The organism is Nocardia sp. NPDC005998, from assembly GCF_040614395.1.
Lineage (GTDB): Bacteria > Actinomycetota > Actinomycetes > Mycobacteriales > Mycobacteriaceae > Nocardia.
This window is the reverse complement of record NZ_JBEXUI010000050.1, coordinates 38,275-55,136: the sequence shown is the minus strand read 5'-3', so window position 1 is coordinate 55,136 and position 16,862 is coordinate 38,275. Positions and strand designations below refer to the sequence as shown.

Below are 16,862 nucleotides of genomic sequence, written 5' to 3'. Positions count from 1 at the left end.
CCTCGCGTCCGAGCCGTCGAGACTCGCGACTTCGTCGCATGCGCTTCGACGACTCGGACGCGAGACGGGCCGCGAACGGTCGCTCGTAAGACTCACTCCGTGGCGGGTTGCCTGGGGCGGGGGAAGTTCGGCGCCGTAGGTGCGCAGCCCAGTGGCCTGATGCCAGTGCCTGCGGTGTATGCGCTTCGACGACTGGGACGCGAGACGGGCCGTGAACGGTCGCTCGCGATACTCGCTCCGTGGTGGGTGCGGAAGCGGACGACCGGCGGCCATGTCCACAGCCGCCCGGCTGCGGACATGGCCGCAGCCGGGCGCCCGCGTTACTTCGTCGGGCCGAGCAGGGCGCTGGCCAGGGTGTAGGCCAGGTTGATCAGCTCCGAGGTGACCACGGTGTTGTCCATGCCGAGTGACATGGCCAATGGCATCAGCATTTGCATGATGGTGTTGACGAGGGTGGGCAGCAGCCCGCTGCTCGCATTCGGCGTGGTCTGATTCGGCGACAGTTGCGAACCGGGTGACTGTGCCGTGCCCGGCGACTGCGGGGTGTTGGGCGAGAGCGCAAAACCCGGCGGCAGCAAACCGGTCTGCGGAGCGCCAGGGGACTGCGACGAGCCGGGCGTTTGCTGTGTATCCGGCGAATCGGGTAGCGGTGTGTAGCCCGGCGCCGGTGCGTAACCGGGTGGCGGATTCAGCGATGCGGGCGCGGTCGGCGGTTGCGGGACGGTGTCGGTCGTTGGCACGAGTTGCGGCGTCGCCGTGGGCTCGGGGGCGGCAGCGGGCCGCGGCGCCATCCCGGCGGTGGGCACCGAGGGCACCGCATTGGCCAGCGGCACACTGGGTGCCGGAACCGCGGCGGGCTGGTCGGACGTCGAACCGGTATGCGCGGGCACTCCGCCCGATACCGGGGGCGTCGCCGTCTGCTGCGGGGCGCCGAGCAGGAACCCGATCAGACCGGTCGCGATCGCCAGGGCATGCTTGACCTGTCCCTCCGGACTCTCCAGTAGCGCGGCGTCCTCGGGATTGGCCCCATTGCCCATCTCGACGAACACATCGGGCACGGCGGTCAGTGCCGGACCGGCCACATCGTTGCGGGTCTGCAGTCCGTCCTGTGTGCCTGCGTAGTTGGCCGCCGGAAAACCGGCCTGCAGATAGGCGTCGCGCACCGCCTTCGTCGCCGCCAGACCGGGGCCGGACTGGATCTGATCGATCTTCGGATCCGGAATCGGTAGCTGCGGCACGATCAGGTGGAATCCGCGGTACTGCGCAGGTGCGCTATCGGCGTGGATGCTCACCGCGACGTCGGCGCCGGAGGCATTGGCGGCGTGTGCCCGTTCATCGACGCAGCCGCCCCAGCCGGAGTCATCCGGACGGCTGAGCACCACCTTCGCGCCCAGATCTTCCAGGGTGGCCCGAACCAGTTCGGCCACCTTCCAGGTGATGGTGTGCTCCTGCACTCCGTTCGCCGTGATCATGCCGGTGGTCTGACAATCCTTGGTGCCACCGCGCCCGTTGCTCACCTGCCGCGCCAGGTTTTCGGCATGATTGGGACCCTGATGACCCGGGTCGACGAATATTGTCTTGCCTGCGAGTTTCGTGGCCATTTCCGGAGATGTCGGCTCGGCGAGCGCGGCCGGAGCCAGCCCGGACAGCGTCACCACCACGGCGGCCGTGACGACGCCGCAGATACCAGTCCTGATAATGCTCGGCTTCACGCAAAATGCCTGGTAGATAGACAAAGCAGCTCCCTAGTCCCGTGATGGTCCAGTGAGCGCCGCCAGCCGATCAACCTACGCGGTAGCGCTCCCGGTGTTACTGCTGGTGCTGTTGTTACGGGAGAGCATAGCGTCCACAGTCTCGCGAGTTCTAGACTCACGCCCCTCGAAACGATCCACGTACACCTCGCCCGTGATAAATGCGGTCGCGTGACCTAGGCGCTTCTGCGCGGTCTTCGCATCAGTGCCCTGGTAGATCAGCGCGGACAACACCAGTGACGCAAGTCGTGCCGGGTGAACGAGTCAGGTATGTCCGCCTTACGTGCCACCGAGCCCATCCTGTTTGCCGCGATGTCGTGGTGGTTCTCTGACCAATCAATTCCGCAGAACAGCTGGGACAACCTGACCCGACGGCAGTTGCCCAGTACCGCGAGCCAGGGACGAGATCCCCCCCCTTGCATGGAGCAGCCACCCAGCACTGGGTCCCGAGTACGTCAGGAGTGGAGCGGTGCCAGGAGGAGGGGGCTCGGGTCAGTGGGAGTGCTGATGCCCAGGGCCACGGCCTCGTACATCGGTAGTCCGACCGCCATCTGCATGGACATCTTCTTCTCACCGCCCGCGACGAAACTACCGGCGGGCATTCTGCTGCCGTCCGGGCGTTCGAGCCACACGGCGTACCGCTGGCCCTGCGGCAGGCCGGTGACATCGAGGGCGATGCTGGTGCCCCAGTTGCGGTTCTCCACGCTGGCCGAAGCGTGCACACCGGCGGGCTGTTCGGCGAAGGCGACCGGCTGAGAGTTCGTGCCCTGCGGGGAGTTCGTGGCCAGCTGCGACGTGACGATGAAGACTCCCCCCAGCGCGACGATCAGCACCGCCGCCGCCGCGGCGACGCGCTGCGCGGTCCGGACCGAGCGCTTCCGGCGTCGTTCCTGTTCGACTGCGGTGAACACCGCGGTGCGCAGCGCCGGGGGCGGACCGGCAGGCTGATCGTCGACCCGCTCGGGGTCGGCCTGGCGAAGGGCCTGGGCGACGCCGCGCAGTTCGCGCAGTTCGGACCGGCAGTCCGGGCAGCCGTCGAGGTGCGCCTGCAGCGCCACGGTCGCGGCCGGTTCGAGCCGGCCAAGGGCGTGCATACCGAGGTGGGTTCGTAGCTGCCGGCACTGATCAGTACTCACCGTGCCACCCCATTTCTTCCAGTACGAGTTTGAGAGCTTGGAGACCGTAGTAGACCCGGCTGCGGACGGTGCCCTCGGGGATCCCGAGCTGGGCGGCGACCTCGGCGGCCGGCCGGTCGCGCAGGTGCACCTCGACGAGAACCTGACGATGCTGCTCGGACAACCGGCGCAGGGCCTCCTCCACCTGCAGACCCACCACCAGTTCTTCCAGAGGTTGCGCGGCACTGGGGGTATCGATCGGTTCGGTGTCGGCCAGCGGCGGCCGGCTGGCCCGCGCACGGCTGATGTCGATGACGATGTTGCGGCAGATCGAGAACAACCAGGTGCGCAGCGACGCGGTGTCCGGTTGGAAGCTGTGCGCCGCCCGCCAGGCGCGCAAGAACGTCTCCTGCACGGCCTCCTCGGCGCCGCCCGCGTCCCCCAGCGAGCGGCGTGCAAACCGGAACAGCTCGCCAGCGTGGTCCTCGTACGCTGCGCGCAGCGCAGATTCATCTCCGAGCCCACCGACATGCCGGCGCTGCGAAATCAGCCGCATGCCTTCACCTCCGCACCCATCGTGTCCCAACGCGCCGGTCACCAGCGATGTCCTCACCCGGTATACGGACCGCCCCTTCGGATCATTCACGTCGCCGGGACACCAGACGAGTGACATGTCACACAGTCGCGAAGTGAATGTGCGCCGCCCCGCTGCCGTATTCCAGTTCAGCTCGCACAACTGCGACTCCGAACGGAAGCGAGACAACGATGAAGACGCGAACGCTACCGGCACAGTGCATCGGGCTCGGCGCCGCGCTGGTGCTGCTGTCCGCCTGCGGCAACGACACCGCCGCGCAGGATGCACAGCCGACCAGTTCTGCCCCGCATGCCTCCGCCGCCCCGGCCGACGGCGCCCCCGTGGCGCGGCTCGGCGCAACCACCACCGCCCTCGGCACCGTCGTGACCGATGCGGCCGGCTACACCCTGTACTGGTTCACACCGGACACCCCGACGTCCTCCGCCTGCGTCGGGCAGTGCGCCACGACCTGGCCACCGACGCTCGGCGCCCCGAAAGCCGCCGACGGGACGAACCTCCCCGGCGCACTGAGCACCCTCACCCGCCCCGACGGCGGGGCACAGCAGGCGGTGTACGACGGCCACCCGCTGTACCGGTTCGCGAAGGACGACGCGCCGGGCCAGACCAACGGCGAGGGCGTCAAGGGCCAGTGGCACGTCGCCCTGGTGACCCCGGCGCCGGTCGCACCCCCCACCGCCGGCCGGTAGGGCGAGTCCCACTCGCCCCAACGGGCCCACCGAGAGAACCGCATCCCACGAGCTGCACACCTCATGGGAGAGAAGAGGAGAGCCGATGGAGGACGACACCGAACGGGCGGATCCCGGGACACACACGGAAATCAGTCGGCGCGGTGTCCTCCTCGGATTGGCCGCCGTCGGGGGGATCGCCACGGTGGACGTCGGCGGTTTCCTCTACGCCAAGGGCTGGTTGACGCCGGACGCGTTGACATCGTCGCGAATAGTCGACCGATTCGAGCAGCTGAACGGCAAGCACGAAGGCTTCCGGCGCAACCATGCCAAGGGACTCAGTGCCACTGGATATTTCGAGAGCAATGGGGCGGGCGTCGCGGTGTCCACCGCCGTTGTCTTCCAGCCCGGACGGGTTCCGGTGACCGGCCGGTTCTCGCTCTCGGGAAGCGTGCCCTACGCCACCGACGCGAACGCCACAGTCCGCGGCCTGGGGCTGCAATTCACGCTGCCGAACGGGGAGCAGTGGCGCACCGCGATGGTCAACCTCCCGGTCTTCCTCGACAGCACCCCGGAAGGCTTCTACGAACGACTGCTCGCCGCCAAACCCGTTGCCGGAACGGGAAAACCCGATCCGGAGAAGATGGCCGCGTTCCTGGCCGAGCACCCGGAGACCGCGGCGGCCATGCAGATCATCCGGCAGCACCCGCCGACCTCCGGATTCGGCGACAGCACCTTCCGCGGGCTCAACGCGTTCGGTGTCACCGACGCCGCCGGGGTCACGGCTGCGGTGCGCTGGATGCTCGTCCCCGAGCAACCACCCGAACCCGCCGACCAGGCACAGCCCGGTAAGAACTACCTCTTCGACGCGCTGATCCGCGCGGTCGCCACCGAACCGCTGCGATGGCGCCTGATGCTCACCATCGGCGAACCCGGCGACCCGACCAACGACGCCACCAAGGCCTGGCCCGAGGACAGGCGCACCATCGACGTCGGCACCGTGACGATCGATTCGGTGCAGACCGAGGGGCCGGGCAACGCCCGGGACATCAACTTCGACCCGCTCGTGCTGCCCGTCGGCATCACGCCGTCGGACGATCCCCTGCTCAGCGCACGGTCGGCGGTGTATGCCCGGTCCTTCACCCGCCGATCCGGCGAACCCGCACAGCCAAGTGCCATCACCGTCGAGGAGGTGCTCGGTGCCCGCTGAGCCGACCCGATACGCCCTTCCTTCGCGCCTACTGCACTGGATCATGGCGGTCCTGGTCATCGCCCAACTCGTCGTCGGCGCCACCATGATGGCCTCGCTGACCGACTACCACCGCCTGCGGGCCATCCACGAACCGCTGGGGATCGCGATCCTCGTCCTGGTGGTGATCCGGATCGGGAACCGTCTGCTGCACCGGCCGCCGCCGTTTCCGTCCACCATGCGCCCCCTGGAGCGCCTGGTGGCGAAGGGAACCGAGTACCTGCTCTACGCGCTGCTGCTGGCTCAGCCGTTGATCGGATGGGCCATGCTCTCGAGCGCCGGGACCCCGATCGTGATCTACGAGCACCTGCGCCTGCCGGCCATCGCGCCCAACGACCCGAACGCCTACGCCATGCTGCGGCAGGCCCACACGATTCTGGCGAACCTGCTGTTCCTGACGTTCACGGCCCACATGTGCGCGGTCCTGTTCCACACCCTCGTGCTCCGCGACCGACTCCTCGACCGGATGACGCCGCTGCCCGTCCGGTCGAAGAGGCCGGTGTCAGCGGAACACGATGAGCGTGCCGACCACGTTCCGTGATAACTGGGGGCACCCACGGCGCCGTTGCTCCACCTCGGTCGGCCGAGGGTCAGCGAGCCTGTCCGGTTACCGCCGCGGGACGATCGCCAACACTTGATCGAGGATGTCGAGGATCTCCGCGGCGGCCGACTTCATCCCGCCAGCATGAAAGCCAGTGAGTCCCTTGAACGGTTGGCGGACTCAGCGCCCAGCGGCGTCGCCGGTTGTTATCTGGTTCAGTGCTGCAGGTACAGGCGTTCATTGGGCAAGCGTGGGTACCTGCGGGTGTCATCAAGGATCACTGCGAGATGCATCGGATAGTGGCGGTCACGGCAATCTTGTATGAACGACAAGGCTGCAGTGGCGCACGCCGTGAAATCGAAGCGCACATTACCGAGCTGCACTGCGAGATGCACGTCTGGTTCCCCGGGATGCGGAGACATCTGGCTATCCATATCGGGCTCGAGCCTCGATGGGTACCGTGCAGAAATCTGCGTGGCCATCAAACGCGTACGCCCGGCCGCCGCGGGAAGGACCCTCCTTGCTTGCGATCTTCTGACCCGAGCCGGGTCATCATGAGATATCCCACGCTGACGACCACCGCCCACACGGCGCCGACCACGAGCGCGATGCGCCCGCTGTCGGTGAAGAACAGCAGGAAGACAACCAGACCGAGGAGTCCGAGCGCGAGCCAGGTGGTCACCGGCGCGGCGGGCAGTCGGTAGTCGCTGGCCGGCAGGACACCGGCCTTGACGCGGGCGCGGTAGATCATGTGGCAGACCAGAATGACTCCCCAGACGAAGATGATGCCGACGGTGGAGACCGAGGTGATGTAGGCGAATGCCTTGTCGGGGGAGATGGCGTTGACGATTACGCCGATGACCATGACGCCCGCGGAGAGGCAGATTCCGGCGAATGGCACCGAGCGGGAGCTGAGTGTGCCGACCACGGCAGGCGCTTCCCTTCGCAGCGACAGGCTGCGCAGCATCCGCCCGGTGGAGTAAATGCCCGAGTTACACGATGACAGTGCGGCGGTGAGCAGCACGAAGTTGATGATGCCAGCGGCGCCGGGGATTCCGATCTGCTCGAAGACTTCGACGAACGGACTCTTTCCCGAATGAAAGTTTCGCCAACTGGCAACGGACATGATCACCAGAAGCGAACCGATGTAGAACAGGCCGATACGGAACGGAAGGGTGTTGATCGCTTTCCGCAGCGTCTTCTTGGGGTCACGCGCCTCGCCCGCGGTCACGCCGACGAGTTCGACGCCGACATAGGCGAACAGCACGATCTGCAATGTCATCAGGGACTGCCCGAAGCCATGGGGGAACACCCCACCGTCAGCCCAGAGGTTGGCAACAGACGGGTGCGCGGCGTGACCGAATCCGATTGTCAATACCCCGATCCCGATCAGGATCATGCCCACGATCGCGGTGATCTTGACAGCGGAGAACCAGAACTCGGCCTCTCCGAACAGCCGTACCGAGATCAAGTTCGCCCCGAATAGCACGGTCAACACGACCAGTGCGGTGATCCACGGCTTGATGTCGAACCAGTACTCGACGTACTTGCCCGCGACAGTGATCTCGGCCATGCAGGTGGTCACCCACACCGCCCAATACGTCCAACCGGTGGCGAATCCAGTGAAACGGCCGAGGAACTCGTGGGCGTACTCCGCGAAGCTGCCGGAAACCGGCCGGTACGTCAGCAGCTCGCCGAGTGCCCGCATGATCACGAAGACGGCCAGGCCCGCAGCGAGGTACGTCAGGATCAACGCCGGTCCCGCCTGCGCGATCGCACCGCCCGCGCCGTAGAACAGACCGGTGCCGATTGCCCCGCCGATCGCGATCATCTGGATCGTTCTGGGATTCAATCCGCGGGCGTAACCCTCCGACTCGGTGGTCGGGAGTGCCGTCTGGTTCTGCTGGTCGGGGATCGTCATGCGTCCATTCCTTCGGTGCCGGCGGTCGCGACAAAAGTCGGGTTCGAGGGTGCCCTCCGCTGTGCGGCGCGGGTCATCGTGTGGATTGATTCCGGTGCGGCCACCTCCGCCGTGCCCCGGACACCGTCGGCGGACTGCATGATCGTCGCACCCACCCGCAGGTAGTCCGCGTCATCGAACGATGACCCGCGACCGGCGCCGGATTCGACGAACACCTCATGCGCGTCGGAGACAAGTTCGTGGACCCCGGCTGAGGTCATCGCTATGCGGTACTCGTGGTTATTGACTTCGCGGGGGATTCCGATTTTCACAGGCAAAAGCTCCTGGACATATGTATTGAGGATTGAGCGACAGCGCCGCAGCGGATGTCAGATGCGAGGTGTGAGGCGCATCACCAGCGGGGCCGAGTCCCAGTATGAATATTCATCACCAGGATGCTCCATAGCGATGCAGATAATTCTGATATTGCGCTGTATTTCTGCCTTACATTCTATTGAACGGCTGAATCCGGGTTCGGAACCGAGGGATCTTCGGCGCGTGACCGATGAACCCCGGTGCGGCCGCTCGATGTCGTCACGTCGAGTGCGGGCGCTGAAATCGAGTGCGGGCGCGGTGGGGCATCTGCTGTTCCAGCGGCTGAGCATCCGCACCGACAGCGCAGGCGGTGTGGCCGGATTCGGCGGCTCGAAGGCTCCGCCCCGCTGGCGGGCGGCGACGCGGCGGGCACAGTCGGCCGGATTCAGGCCCCTATCGGCAGGCGGCGCAGCGAGCGCAGCGCATAGTGGACCCGGGTCTTCACGGTGCCGACCGGAATGCCGAAATCATCGGCGACCTCCTGATAGGCCCGATCCCGCAGAATCACCTCCACCACCGCGATGCGCTGGGATTCGGGCAGGCGGGCGAGCAGCTCCGCAACGAGCAGACAGTCGACGAGGCGGTCGGCGAAGTCCGGGTTCGCGTATCTGATATCGCCGAGTTGCCCGATCTCGTCCCATTCGGTATCCGCGGGACGGACGGCCCGGGCGCGGGCGATATCGATCATGACGTTGCGTTGGATGGCGAGCAGCCAGGTGCGGACCGTACCCTTGCGTCCGTCGAACATCGCGCAGGAGCGCCAGGCCCGCAGCAGCGTTTCCTGCACCGCCTGTTCGGCGAGCCCCGAATCGCCGAGGCCGCGCATCGCACGCCAATGCAGTAGTGCCCGGTCGGCGGCCAGTACGGCGGCAATCCCATCGTCGGTACATAGACCGGCACACGCCGTCCCGCAGGTCGACCGTCTGTCCGCGACATCGACCACCGGACAAATACCACTCATATAAGAGGTATCGCGGGAACTCGCGCGAGTGGAATCACCGCCGACACAGTGAAGTTGGATCGCAGTAATGCACAACCGACTGGATATGTGACAGGAATCTCCGATTCCGCCGAAATCGACCGCTGAGTCTGGTAGACCTTTGCCCCGGAGATACGGGGATCTCCGCAGGTCAGCCGCCGGTGGCGGCCCGAGAACGATGCTAGGAGCAAGCAGTATGCGTGCAAGCACGCTCGTGATCGCCGGGGCAATGGCGTCCACCGCGACACTGCTGGGCGCGGGCACCGCGGCCGCCCAGCCCGCGAACGCCATCACCGAGGATGGCGTCTACCTGGTGGGTGTCGACATCCTGCCCGGTACCTGGGAGGCCCCCGGCACCCCCGATCCTGCGGTCGGCTGCGACTGGCGACGGCTGCGCAAGGTCGATGGCGATAACACCGATCAGCACTACATCATCGCTAACGACTTCACCAGAAATCGTCCGGTCCGCGCCGAGATCGCGCCGACCGATGTGGCCTTCAAGACGGTGAATTGCGGTGCCTGGCATATGGTGCCGCCCGTGCGCACCGGTTCGTTCGGCGGCTGAGCCCAGCGCTATCGTCGCGATCATGACGCGGACCAAGATCCTGATCACCGGTGCGAGCGCCGGACTCGGCGCTGCGATGGCGCGGGATTTCGCCGCCCAGGGCCGCGACCTCGCCCTGTGTGCCCGACGGCTCGACGCGCTCGAATCGCTGCGCGATGAACTCACTGCCGCACATCCGGGGATCAAGATCGCGGTCCGCGCGCTCGACGTCGACGATCATGCGGCCGTGCCACTGGTATTCGCGCAGTTGCGCGATGAACTGGGCGGATTGGACCGCGTGATCGTCAATGCCGGTATCGGCAAGGGCGCGCCGATCGGCACCGGTCGGGCGGATGCCAATCTCGCCACGGCCACCACCAATTTCGTCAGCGCGCTGGCCCAGACCGAGGCGGCATTGGAGATCTTCCGCGCCCACCAGGGCGGCCACCTGGTGCTGGTGTCCTCGATGAGCGCGGTGCGCGGATTGCCGGGCACGAAGGCGGCCTACTCGGCAAGTAAGGCCGGACTGGCCGCCTTGGGCGAGGCGCTGACCGTCGAATTCGCGCAGTCACCGATCGCCGTCACCACCTTGCTGCCGGGATTCATCGCCACCGATATGGCGGCGAAGGCCGGTGACGCACGGATGGTCGCGCCGCTGGAGAAGGGCGTCGCGGCGATGGTGCGGGCGATCGAGCAGGAGCGGATTCGCGCATGCGTTCCGGCGTGGCCGTGGCGGCTCATCGATGTGGTGCTGCCGCGTCTGCCGCGCGCGGTGGTTGCCCGGCTCGGCTGACGTTTTCCAGCGCGTGGGACGCCGAGCACCAATATCGCCGACGCGCACCCTGCCACCATGCTCGAGCCGGTCGATACGAAGGAGATCGGCTCCGTCGATTTCAATACCGCGCTCAGCACTGCTGGCACCCAGTTCGCTCTGGCCACCGCCGTCGACACCCCTGGTCGGCACGATCTCATCGGCGCCGGTCTCGGCTGAGTCGCCGGCGCGATTGTCGGCATGCCCGCGATCTTCCTCGGCGGCCCGATCGGCATCTGCCCGGCCGGTATCGCCCTCGGCGCCGCCGCTGGCGTGGTCATTGTCGGCGTGCCGGTCGGCATTGCCAGCGCGATCCAGTTCTTCAGCTCGTAACGGCGAAGAGCACGATGCCCGGTGCGCGACGACTTCCCCTGTCGTGCACCGGACATCGGCGCATTCGCGGCGGAAACCCGCCGGAACTCGGCGACGCGGATTGCTGAACTGGAGCGCATGTCCATCGCTCTCGAACCCTCCCCCACCCCGGTCACCCGGCCACCGCTGATCCGCTGGCTCGCCGTCGTCGCGGTCACGCTCGGCATCTTCTCGATCGTGACGACCGAGATTCTGCCGATCGGCCTGCTTACCTCGATCGGATCCGATTTCACGATCTCCGACGGCATGGCCGGACTCATGATGACCATGCCGGGGCTGCTCGCCGCGATCGCCGCTCCCCTGGTGACCGTCGCGGCCGCCCGCGTCGATCGCCGACTGTTGCTGTGCGGCTGCACGCTGCTGCTGGTGATCGCCAATGCGGTGGCCGCGACCGCGCCACAGTTCGGGGTGGTGCTGGTATCCCGTGTGCTGATCGGGATCACCATCGGCGGTTACTGGTCGATCGCCGCCGGACTGGCCGGTCGGCTGGTGCCGCCGGAGTCGGCGAACCGGGCCACCGCAGTGATCTTCTCGTCGGTCCCGCTGGGTTCGGTGCTCGGTGTGCCCGCGGGCACTTTCGTCGGCCACCTGGCGGGCTGGCGAGCCGCATTCGTCCTCCTGGGCATACTGTCGGCGGTGGTGCTGGCGCTACTGGCATTCGCACTGCCATCGCTGCCCGCCCAGCAGGCCGTGAACGTCACCGCGCTGCGCACTGGACTGCGCGGCACCACCGTCCGAATCGCCCTGCTGGCAACCCTTTTCGTGGTGCTTGCACAATTCGGCACCTATACCTACGTCACCCCGTTCCTGGAGCAGGTGACCCAGGTGAGTGCGGGGTCCATCACGGTCCTGCTGCTGATCTACGGCGCGGCTGGCATTGCCGGAAACTTCCTGGGCGGCACCCTGCTCGGCCGTCCCCGGACCGCGCTCGGCTGTGCGGCGGCCGCCATGGCGGCCGCGATGCTGGCGCTGCCGCTGCTCGGCCGATGGGAGTTCGGCGCCGGGGCAGTGCTGATCGTCTGGGGTGTCGGATACGGCGGGATCCCGGTCGTCCTGCAGACCTGGTTCGCCAACGCGCTGCCCGACGCCCCCGAGGTGGCATCGGTGCTGTTCACGGCGTCATTCCAGGCGACCTTCTGTGCGGGCGCGCTGGTCGGCGGGGTGATCGTGGACCGGACCTCACCCTCGACCGTGCTGCTGTGCGGCGGTGCGACCGCACTGCTCGTACTCCTGATTACCTCCGGGGTAATCGACGCGCGCCAGGTCCGTCAGGCAAGCTGAGTTCATGATCGATGAGGTGGGCACCAAACTCTTTCACCAGTCCATGCCGTTCACCGAGCGCCTCGGGGTCGAGGTGCTCGAACACGGCACCGCACTGGTGCGCAGCCGGATCGCGTGGGACGAATCGCTGTGCACGCTGGGCGGAGTGCTGCACGGCGGTGTGCTGATGTCACTCGCGGACGCGACGGCCGCGGTCTGCGCGTTCCTGAATCTGCCCGAGGGCAAACAGGGCACGACGACGGTCGAGTCCAAATCGAATTTCCTGCGGGCCGTGCGGTCCGGTCATGCGATCGCCTCGGCGCGGCCGCTGCACGCCGGACGGTCGTTCATCGTGGTGGAAACCGAAATCCATGATGACTCGGACAAACTCGTCGCCAAGGTGACCCAGACCCAAGCCGTGCTCTGACCCGAAGCCCGGCCATGCGCCGGGCTCACTTCACCAACGTGAACTGCATGACATCGATGTGCCCGCTGCGGAAGTGGTCGGCACATCCGGTGAGGTATTTCAGGTATCTGGCGTAGACCTCTTCGGAGGCGATCCGAATCGCCTCGTCGTGATGGTCCACCAGGGCCTGGGCCCATTGGTCCAGGGTGCGCGCGTAGTGCAGGCGCAACGGCTGGATCTGCTCGGTGCCGAATCCGGCCTGTCCGGCCAGCCGGGTGACCTCCGCGGGCTGCGGCAGCTGACCGCCGGGGAAGATCTCGCGCTTGACGAAGATGTGGAACAGTGCGTCCTCCCGGGTCACCGGAATATTCATGCGCCGTAGGTCGTTGAGCGTATGGCCGATGATGGTATGCAGCAGCATCCGCCCATCGGGGGGCAGCATATGGTGGCAGCGTTCGAAGAAGGTGGCGTAGCGCTCCCGCCGAAAGTGTTCGAAGGCGCCGATGCTGACGATCCGGTCCGCGTTGCCGTCGAATTCCTCCCAGCCCTGTAGCCGGATCTCGACGCCCGCGACCGCGCGCCGATCGCTCTCGGCACGGACGTGCTCATATTGGTTGCGGCTCAAGGTAAGTCCGACGACCTCGACGCCATAGCGCTGGACCGCGCGGAACATTGTTGCGCCCCAGCCACATCCGATATCGAGCAGGGTCATCCCCGGCTGCAGATCCAACTTGCCGAGCGCGAGGTCGATCTTGGCCAGCTGGGCCTGTTCGAGGGTCATGTCATCACGCTCGAAGTAGGCGCAACTGTAGGTCATCGAGGGGTCGAGAAATAGCCGGTAGAAGTCGTCGGAGACATCGTAGTGCGACTGAACTTGCTCGTAGAACGGGGCGAAGTCGGCCATGCGTATCTCCTGCCTGCGCCGAGTATCCAGATATGGACCAATACGAGACACGCCGCCGGATAGTTTACAGCAGGCGAAGATCGATACCAAAGCGTGCTCTGTTATCGGCCCTGTTGCCCAGCTCTGACTCGAACCATTGCGCACAATCGTTCGAAGCTGTACCCTCGGCCCTGTCCTTGTGGATGGCCATCCCGGCCGATCGGAGTCGGGCTTCCCACGAGATCTCTTCTCTTCCCACCACGGTTCCACACTCCCGTGAATCCGCTTCCCAGAGCGCACAGGGACATTCATCGCAGCGAGCGCATCGCCGCTGCCTCTCACGGCCGTTCGCCGTACCCATGAAATTCGAAGGAAACACCATGAAAGACAACACTTTTCCCACACCACCCGATGGGGACGCCGCGGCGAACCCCGGACGATCCGTCGGCGGCATCCTCGAGATCCCCGACAACCGCGCCGCCGCTCTGCGCGTCGACGGCTATCTCCCCGGCCCGCGTGACGTGCACGTGCCACCCCGGCTGATCCGCGAATACGGTTTGCGCCGTGGCGATTTCATCACCGGCACGACCGAACCCGCACGCGGCGACAAACTCGACCCGCTCGTCGATATCGAATCCGTCAACGGACAGGACCCCAGCCGGGCCGCGACTCGCCCGAAATTCGAGGACCTGGTCCCCATCTACCCCAACCAGCGGTTGCTCCTGGAGACCGAACCCCATGCCATGACCACCCGGGTCACCGATCTGGCCATGCCCATCGGCAAGGGGCAGCGCGCGCTCATCGTCGCACCGCCCAAGGCGGGCAAAACCTCTGTGCTGCAAGCGATCGCGCACGGCATCGCGAAGAACCACCCGGAGTGCGAGCTGATGCTCGTGCTGGTCGGCGAGCGCCCCGAGGAGGTGACGGATCTGGCCAGATCGGTACCCGCCGATATCGCCGCCGCCACCTTCGACCAGCCGCCCCGCGAACATATCGCAGTGGCCGAACTCGCCATCGAACATGCCAAACGCCTGGTCGAAATGGGCCGGGACGTGGTCGTGCTGCTCGATTCGCTGACCCGCCTCGCCCGCGCCTACAACAATGCCGCCCCGGCCTCCGGGCGCATACTCTCCGGCGGCGTGGACGCCACCGCACTCGCGCCGCCCAAGCGATTCCTCGGCGCCGCACGCAATATCGAGCACGGCGGCTCGCTCACCGTCATCGCCACCGCCCTGGTCGAGACCGGATCGCTGGCCGACACCGTGATCTTCGAGGAGTACAAGGGCACCGGCAATGCCGAGCTGAAACTCGATCGCGCGACCGCGAACCGCCGCGTCTTCCCGGCCATCGATATCGCGCAGTCCAGCACCCGTAAGGACGAATTGCTGCTCGCCCCAGACGAATTGGTGGCCAACCACCTGCTGCGTCGTACGCTCAACGCCGTGGACGGTCAGCAGGCCATCGACCTACTGCTGGAGGGTCTGCGCAATGCCCCGACCAACGCCGATTTCCTGGCCCAGCTGGGCGGCAAGCGGAACTGACCCGTTTGACGCGTCTCCTTTAAGCCCTCTTTAAGGCCCTGTCAAGTATTCCGAGGCATCTTTATTACAGCCCGATCGGGCCTGTCTTCGGAGGGGGAGACAGGGCCGGTCGGGCGTTCTGCATTCCGGCTCGGAATCAGCTCAGTTCGGCGGCGAACAGCTCGGACGCCCGCCGCCACGAGTCCTCGGCGGCCGCCGCGTCGTAGGGCTCTCGACCCGGGAAGAAGAAGGCGTGCTTCGCGCCGGGGTAGACCACCAGCTCATGGCGCACACCAGCATTGTTCAACGCCGCGCCGATCTGCTCGCGCTGTTCTGCATCGATGACGTGATCGAGTTCGGCGAAGAACATCAACAGCCGCACATCGTCCTTGGCGATCCCTTCGGTCGCGGCCAGCAGCGGCTCCGGCCGACTCAGCGCGGTCCCCGATGTGGTGAGCCAGCCGGGGTAGAAGATCGCCGCCGCGTCCAGGTCGAGGCGGGTGGCGGCGAAGTAGGCCAAATGTCCGCCGAGACTGAAGCCGAGCACACCGGTCTTATCGGAGGCCTGGCCGTGCTCGCGGGCATAGGCGATGGCGGCTCGGAAATCGGCCTCCACGCCCTCGCGGGTCAACTCGCCGAGCAACCCGAAGGCACGTGTCCGGTTTTCGTCGGTCTCGGCCAGGCCAGCCGCGGTCTCCGGACCGGCTCATCCCATAGCCGCCCTCGTCTGCGACCAGACGCGGGCCAGACCGAGCAGATGCCGGAGCTCGGCGTCGAAATCGTGCCCGACCAGCGGCAGTCGCGGTCCGGCCCCGGCGACGGTCGGCACGCTGCCCGCCTTTCGTGCGCGGGCGGCATGGGCGAGCCGGCGAGCGTAATCGGTTATCTCCCAGTCGGATTCGAATGCAGAGTGCGGTTCGGTCGGGAGATAGGAGCCGAGGTGGAGCAGGGCGTCACGGATCTCGACGGTCATCCGAAATAGGCGGGTCGCCGGATCCGCACCGCGGCGGGCGTCGGCGGGCAGCACGATCTCGGGGACCGCGGCGGTGAGGTCGCGCCACAGTGGCCGCAATCGGCGACAGATCCGGCCGTCCCGATCCCATCCCGCCAGCGCGAGCAGTGCGCTGAGCAGTGGGATGGCGAGCAGGGTCACGTCGAGCACCAGGCAGAGTACGAAATCGAGCTCCCCGCGCGGGAGCTGCGGGCCGAGGTCGGGCCAACCGGTCAGCAATTGCGCCAGGGACAACGCCTGATTGACCAAGACGAAGCCGCCGCTGATACCGAGCAGCCAGCAGACCAACTGCCCCTTGGCGCTGAGGTCGCCGATGCGGAGCTCACGGATGCCCGCGAACAGGAAGACGACCATATTGACCGCCAGCGGAGCGGCATAGGCGAATCCGAAGATCGCCGCGGGCCCGTGCACGCCCAGATCGACCGGTCGCCCGTTGTCCTCGGCCGCCATCCCGGACACCACCATGACGACGGTCGCCACCGCGGCGACGAGACCGCACCGACGGTGTCGACGCCATACGGCGGCGGGCCCGGTCTCGGCCACGATATACCGCGCCATGACATAGAGGTACATCGTCGTCATCACGACGCAGCCCACCGATAGCGCAGTGGGCAGACTGGTGATGCTCGGCGTCGGCGCGCAGCGGTAGAGCAGCATGGCGGCGATGCTCCACAGCAGCATCCGATTGACGAGCTGATCGATGATCGTGTCCCGCAACAGCATCAGCCGCCCGGCCGTAATGACACCGATGTAGCCGATCACCAGCCAGGCGACGGCTTCGGGAATCAGTGAGGACATCGATACCCTCTCGGCCGCGGAACTCGTGCCCGTCGAAGGATACTGCCCCGGACCACCCTGACGGAGGCTAGCCGGACGCTCGAGGA

Annotated in this window: 17 protein-coding genes and 2 pseudogenes; 10 read left to right on the top strand and 9 right to left on the bottom strand. The window is 66.6% G+C overall.

Annotated features, from left to right (window positions below; all coding sequences use genetic code 11):
* Nucleotides 1-320 precede the first annotated feature (320 nt).
* The 3 genes from ABZ293_RS37905 to ABZ293_RS37895 form a co-directional block, all read right to left on the bottom strand.
* The gene (locus tag ABZ293_RS37905) at nucleotides 321-1,736 is read right to left on the bottom strand and encodes an N-acetylmuramoyl-L-alanine amidase (protein WP_355188836.1); all 1,416 of its coding nucleotides are present in this window, start codon (nucleotides 1,734-1,736) and stop codon (nucleotides 321-323) included.
* 470 nt (nucleotides 1,737-2,206) lie between these two features.
* Nucleotides 2,207-2,887 (bottom strand): anti-sigma factor, encoded by a 681-nt coding sequence (locus ABZ293_RS37900; RefSeq protein WP_355188834.1) that lies wholly within the window; start codon nucleotides 2,885-2,887, stop codon nucleotides 2,207-2,209.
* Complete coding sequence (locus ABZ293_RS37895) at nucleotides 2,877-3,422, bottom strand: sigma-70 family RNA polymerase sigma factor (RefSeq protein WP_355188832.1); 546 nt, start codon at nucleotides 3,420-3,422, stop codon at nucleotides 2,877-2,879. Before ABZ293_RS37895 ends, ABZ293_RS37900 begins: the two co-directional genes overlap by 11 nt.
* Nucleotides 3,423-3,631: 209 nt before the next feature.
* On the opposite strand from ABZ293_RS37895, the gene ABZ293_RS37890 reads away from it, so the two are divergent.
* The 3 genes from ABZ293_RS37890 (at nucleotide 3,632) to ABZ293_RS37880 (ending at nucleotide 5,916) form a co-directional block, all read left to right on the top strand.
* Nucleotides 3,632-4,147, top strand: coding sequence for a hypothetical protein (locus ABZ293_RS37890; protein WP_355188831.1), 516 nt, complete (start codon nucleotides 3,632-3,634; stop codon nucleotides 4,145-4,147).
* 85 nt (nucleotides 4,148-4,232) lie between these two features.
* Nucleotides 4,233-5,336 (top strand): catalase family peroxidase, encoded by a 1,104-nt coding sequence (locus ABZ293_RS37885; RefSeq protein ID WP_355188829.1) that lies wholly within the window; start codon nucleotides 4,233-4,235, stop codon nucleotides 5,334-5,336.
* Nucleotides 5,326-5,916: a cytochrome b gene (locus ABZ293_RS37880; protein WP_355188827.1), complete on the top strand. Its 591-nt coding sequence runs from the start codon at nucleotides 5,326-5,328 to the stop codon at nucleotides 5,914-5,916. The genes ABZ293_RS37885 and ABZ293_RS37880 overlap by 11 nt, the downstream gene beginning before the upstream one ends.
* A 481-nt stretch (nucleotides 5,917-6,397) precedes the next feature.
* On the opposite strand, the gene ABZ293_RS37875 is transcribed toward ABZ293_RS37880, so the two are convergent.
* The 3 genes and pseudogenes from ABZ293_RS37875 to ABZ293_RS37865 all read right to left on the bottom strand — a co-directional run bounded on the left by ABZ293_RS37875 (nucleotide 6,398) and on the right by ABZ293_RS37865 (nucleotide 9,152).
* The gene (locus tag ABZ293_RS37875) at nucleotides 6,398-7,837 is read right to left on the bottom strand and encodes an amino acid permease (protein ID WP_355188825.1); all 1,440 of its coding nucleotides are present in this window, start codon (nucleotides 7,835-7,837) and stop codon (nucleotides 6,398-6,400) included.
* Between the two features lie 104 nt (nucleotides 7,838-7,941).
* Nucleotides 7,942-8,148, bottom strand: a pseudogene (locus ABZ293_RS37870) (alanine dehydrogenase); the annotation flags it as partial.
* A 428-nt stretch (nucleotides 8,149-8,576) separates the two neighbouring features.
* Nucleotides 8,577-9,152, bottom strand: coding sequence for a sigma-70 family RNA polymerase sigma factor (locus ABZ293_RS37865; RefSeq protein WP_355188823.1), 576 nt, complete (start codon nucleotides 9,150-9,152; stop codon nucleotides 8,577-8,579).
* Nucleotides 9,153-9,366: 214 nt separating this feature from the next.
* Between ABZ293_RS37865 and ABZ293_RS37860 the strand changes: the two genes are divergently transcribed.
* The 6 genes from ABZ293_RS37860 to ABZ293_RS37835 all read left to right on the top strand — a co-directional run bounded on the left by ABZ293_RS37860 (nucleotide 9,367) and on the right by ABZ293_RS37835 (nucleotide 12,584).
* Entirely contained in the window at nucleotides 9,367-9,735 is a 369-nt protein-coding gene (locus ABZ293_RS37860; RefSeq protein WP_355188821.1) for a hypothetical protein, read from the top strand.
* Between the two features lie 22 nt (nucleotides 9,736-9,757).
* Entirely contained in the window at nucleotides 9,758-10,507 is a 750-nt protein-coding gene (locus ABZ293_RS37855; RefSeq protein WP_355188819.1) for an SDR family oxidoreductase, read from the top strand.
* Nucleotides 10,508-10,564: 57 nt separating this feature from the next.
* A complete protein-coding gene (locus tag ABZ293_RS37850; protein ID WP_355188817.1) occupies nucleotides 10,565-10,705 on the top strand; it encodes a hypothetical protein in 141 nt (46 codons plus the stop codon).
* Between the two features lie 21 nt (nucleotides 10,706-10,726).
* Nucleotides 10,727-10,858, top strand: a complete 132-nt coding sequence (locus ABZ293_RS37845) for a hypothetical protein (RefSeq protein WP_355188816.1) — start codon at nucleotides 10,727-10,729, stop codon at nucleotides 10,856-10,858.
* 117 nt (nucleotides 10,859-10,975) lie between these two features.
* Nucleotides 10,976-12,178, top strand: coding sequence for an MFS transporter (locus ABZ293_RS37840; protein ID WP_355188814.1), 1,203 nt, complete (start codon nucleotides 10,976-10,978; stop codon nucleotides 12,176-12,178).
* A 4-nt stretch (nucleotides 12,179-12,182) separates the two neighbouring features.
* Complete coding sequence (locus ABZ293_RS37835) at nucleotides 12,183-12,584, top strand: PaaI family thioesterase (protein ID WP_355188812.1); 402 nt, start codon at nucleotides 12,183-12,185, stop codon at nucleotides 12,582-12,584.
* Between the two features lie 25 nt (nucleotides 12,585-12,609).
* Here the strand turns inward: ABZ293_RS37835 and ABZ293_RS37830 are convergent, their stop codons facing one another.
* Nucleotides 12,610-13,467, bottom strand: a complete 858-nt coding sequence (locus ABZ293_RS37830) for a cyclopropane mycolic acid synthase family methyltransferase (protein WP_355188810.1) — start codon at nucleotides 13,465-13,467, stop codon at nucleotides 12,610-12,612.
* Nucleotides 13,468-13,883: 416 nt separating this feature from the next.
* Between ABZ293_RS37830 and ABZ293_RS37825 the strand changes: the two are divergent.
* Nucleotides 13,884-14,987, top strand: a pseudogene (locus ABZ293_RS37825) (transcription termination factor Rho, short form); the annotation flags it as partial.
* Nucleotides 14,988-15,123: 136 nt separating this feature from the next.
* Here the strand turns inward: ABZ293_RS37825 and ABZ293_RS37820 are convergent.
* Nucleotides 15,124-15,648, bottom strand: a complete 525-nt coding sequence (locus tag ABZ293_RS37820; protein ID WP_355188842.1) for a dienelactone hydrolase family protein — start codon at nucleotides 15,646-15,648, stop codon at nucleotides 15,124-15,126.
* Between the two features lie 24 nt (nucleotides 15,649-15,672).
* Nucleotides 15,673-16,776: an MAB_1171c family putative transporter gene (locus ABZ293_RS37815; protein WP_355188808.1), complete on the bottom strand. Its 1,104-nt coding sequence runs from the start codon at nucleotides 16,774-16,776 to the stop codon at nucleotides 15,673-15,675.
* Nucleotides 16,777-16,862 lie beyond the last annotated feature (86 nt).

Bases quoted from the DNA above. Each gene is read 5' to 3' on its own strand.
- ABZ293_RS37865 (WP_355188823.1), bottom strand. From the start codon at position 9,152: ATGAGTGGTATTTGTCCGGTGGTCGATGTCGCGGACAGACGGTCGACC.
- ABZ293_RS37850 (WP_355188817.1), top strand. From the start codon at position 10,565: ATGCTCGAGCCGGTCGATACGAAGGAGATCGGCTCCGTCGATTTCAAT.
- ABZ293_RS37835 (WP_355188812.1), top strand. From the start codon at position 12,183: ATGATCGATGAGGTGGGCACCAAACTCTTTCACCAGTCCATGCCGTTC.
- ABZ293_RS37890 (WP_355188831.1), top strand. From the start codon at position 3,632: ATGAAGACGCGAACGCTACCGGCACAGTGCATCGGGCTCGGCGCCGCG.
- ABZ293_RS37875 (WP_355188825.1), bottom strand. From the start codon at position 7,837: ATGACGATCCCCGACCAGCAGAACCAGACGGCACTCCCGACCACCGAG.
- ABZ293_RS37830 (WP_355188810.1), bottom strand. From the start codon at position 13,467: ATGGCCGACTTCGCCCCGTTCTACGAGCAAGTTCAGTCGCACTACGAT.
- ABZ293_RS37860 (WP_355188821.1), top strand. From the start codon at position 9,367: ATGCGTGCAAGCACGCTCGTGATCGCCGGGGCAATGGCGTCCACCGCG.
- ABZ293_RS37885 (WP_355188829.1), top strand. From the start codon at position 4,233: ATGGAGGACGACACCGAACGGGCGGATCCCGGGACACACACGGAAATC.
- ABZ293_RS37895 (WP_355188832.1), bottom strand. From the start codon at position 3,422: ATGCGGCTGATTTCGCAGCGCCGGCATGTCGGTGGGCTCGGAGATGAA.
- ABZ293_RS37845 (WP_355188816.1), top strand. From the start codon at position 10,727: ATGCCCGCGATCTTCCTCGGCGGCCCGATCGGCATCTGCCCGGCCGGT.
- ABZ293_RS37855 (WP_355188819.1), top strand. From the start codon at position 9,758: ATGACGCGGACCAAGATCCTGATCACCGGTGCGAGCGCCGGACTCGGC.
- ABZ293_RS37815 (WP_355188808.1), bottom strand. From the start codon at position 16,776: ATGTCCTCACTGATTCCCGAAGCCGTCGCCTGGCTGGTGATCGGCTAC.
- ABZ293_RS37840 (WP_355188814.1), top strand. From the start codon at position 10,976: ATGTCCATCGCTCTCGAACCCTCCCCCACCCCGGTCACCCGGCCACCG.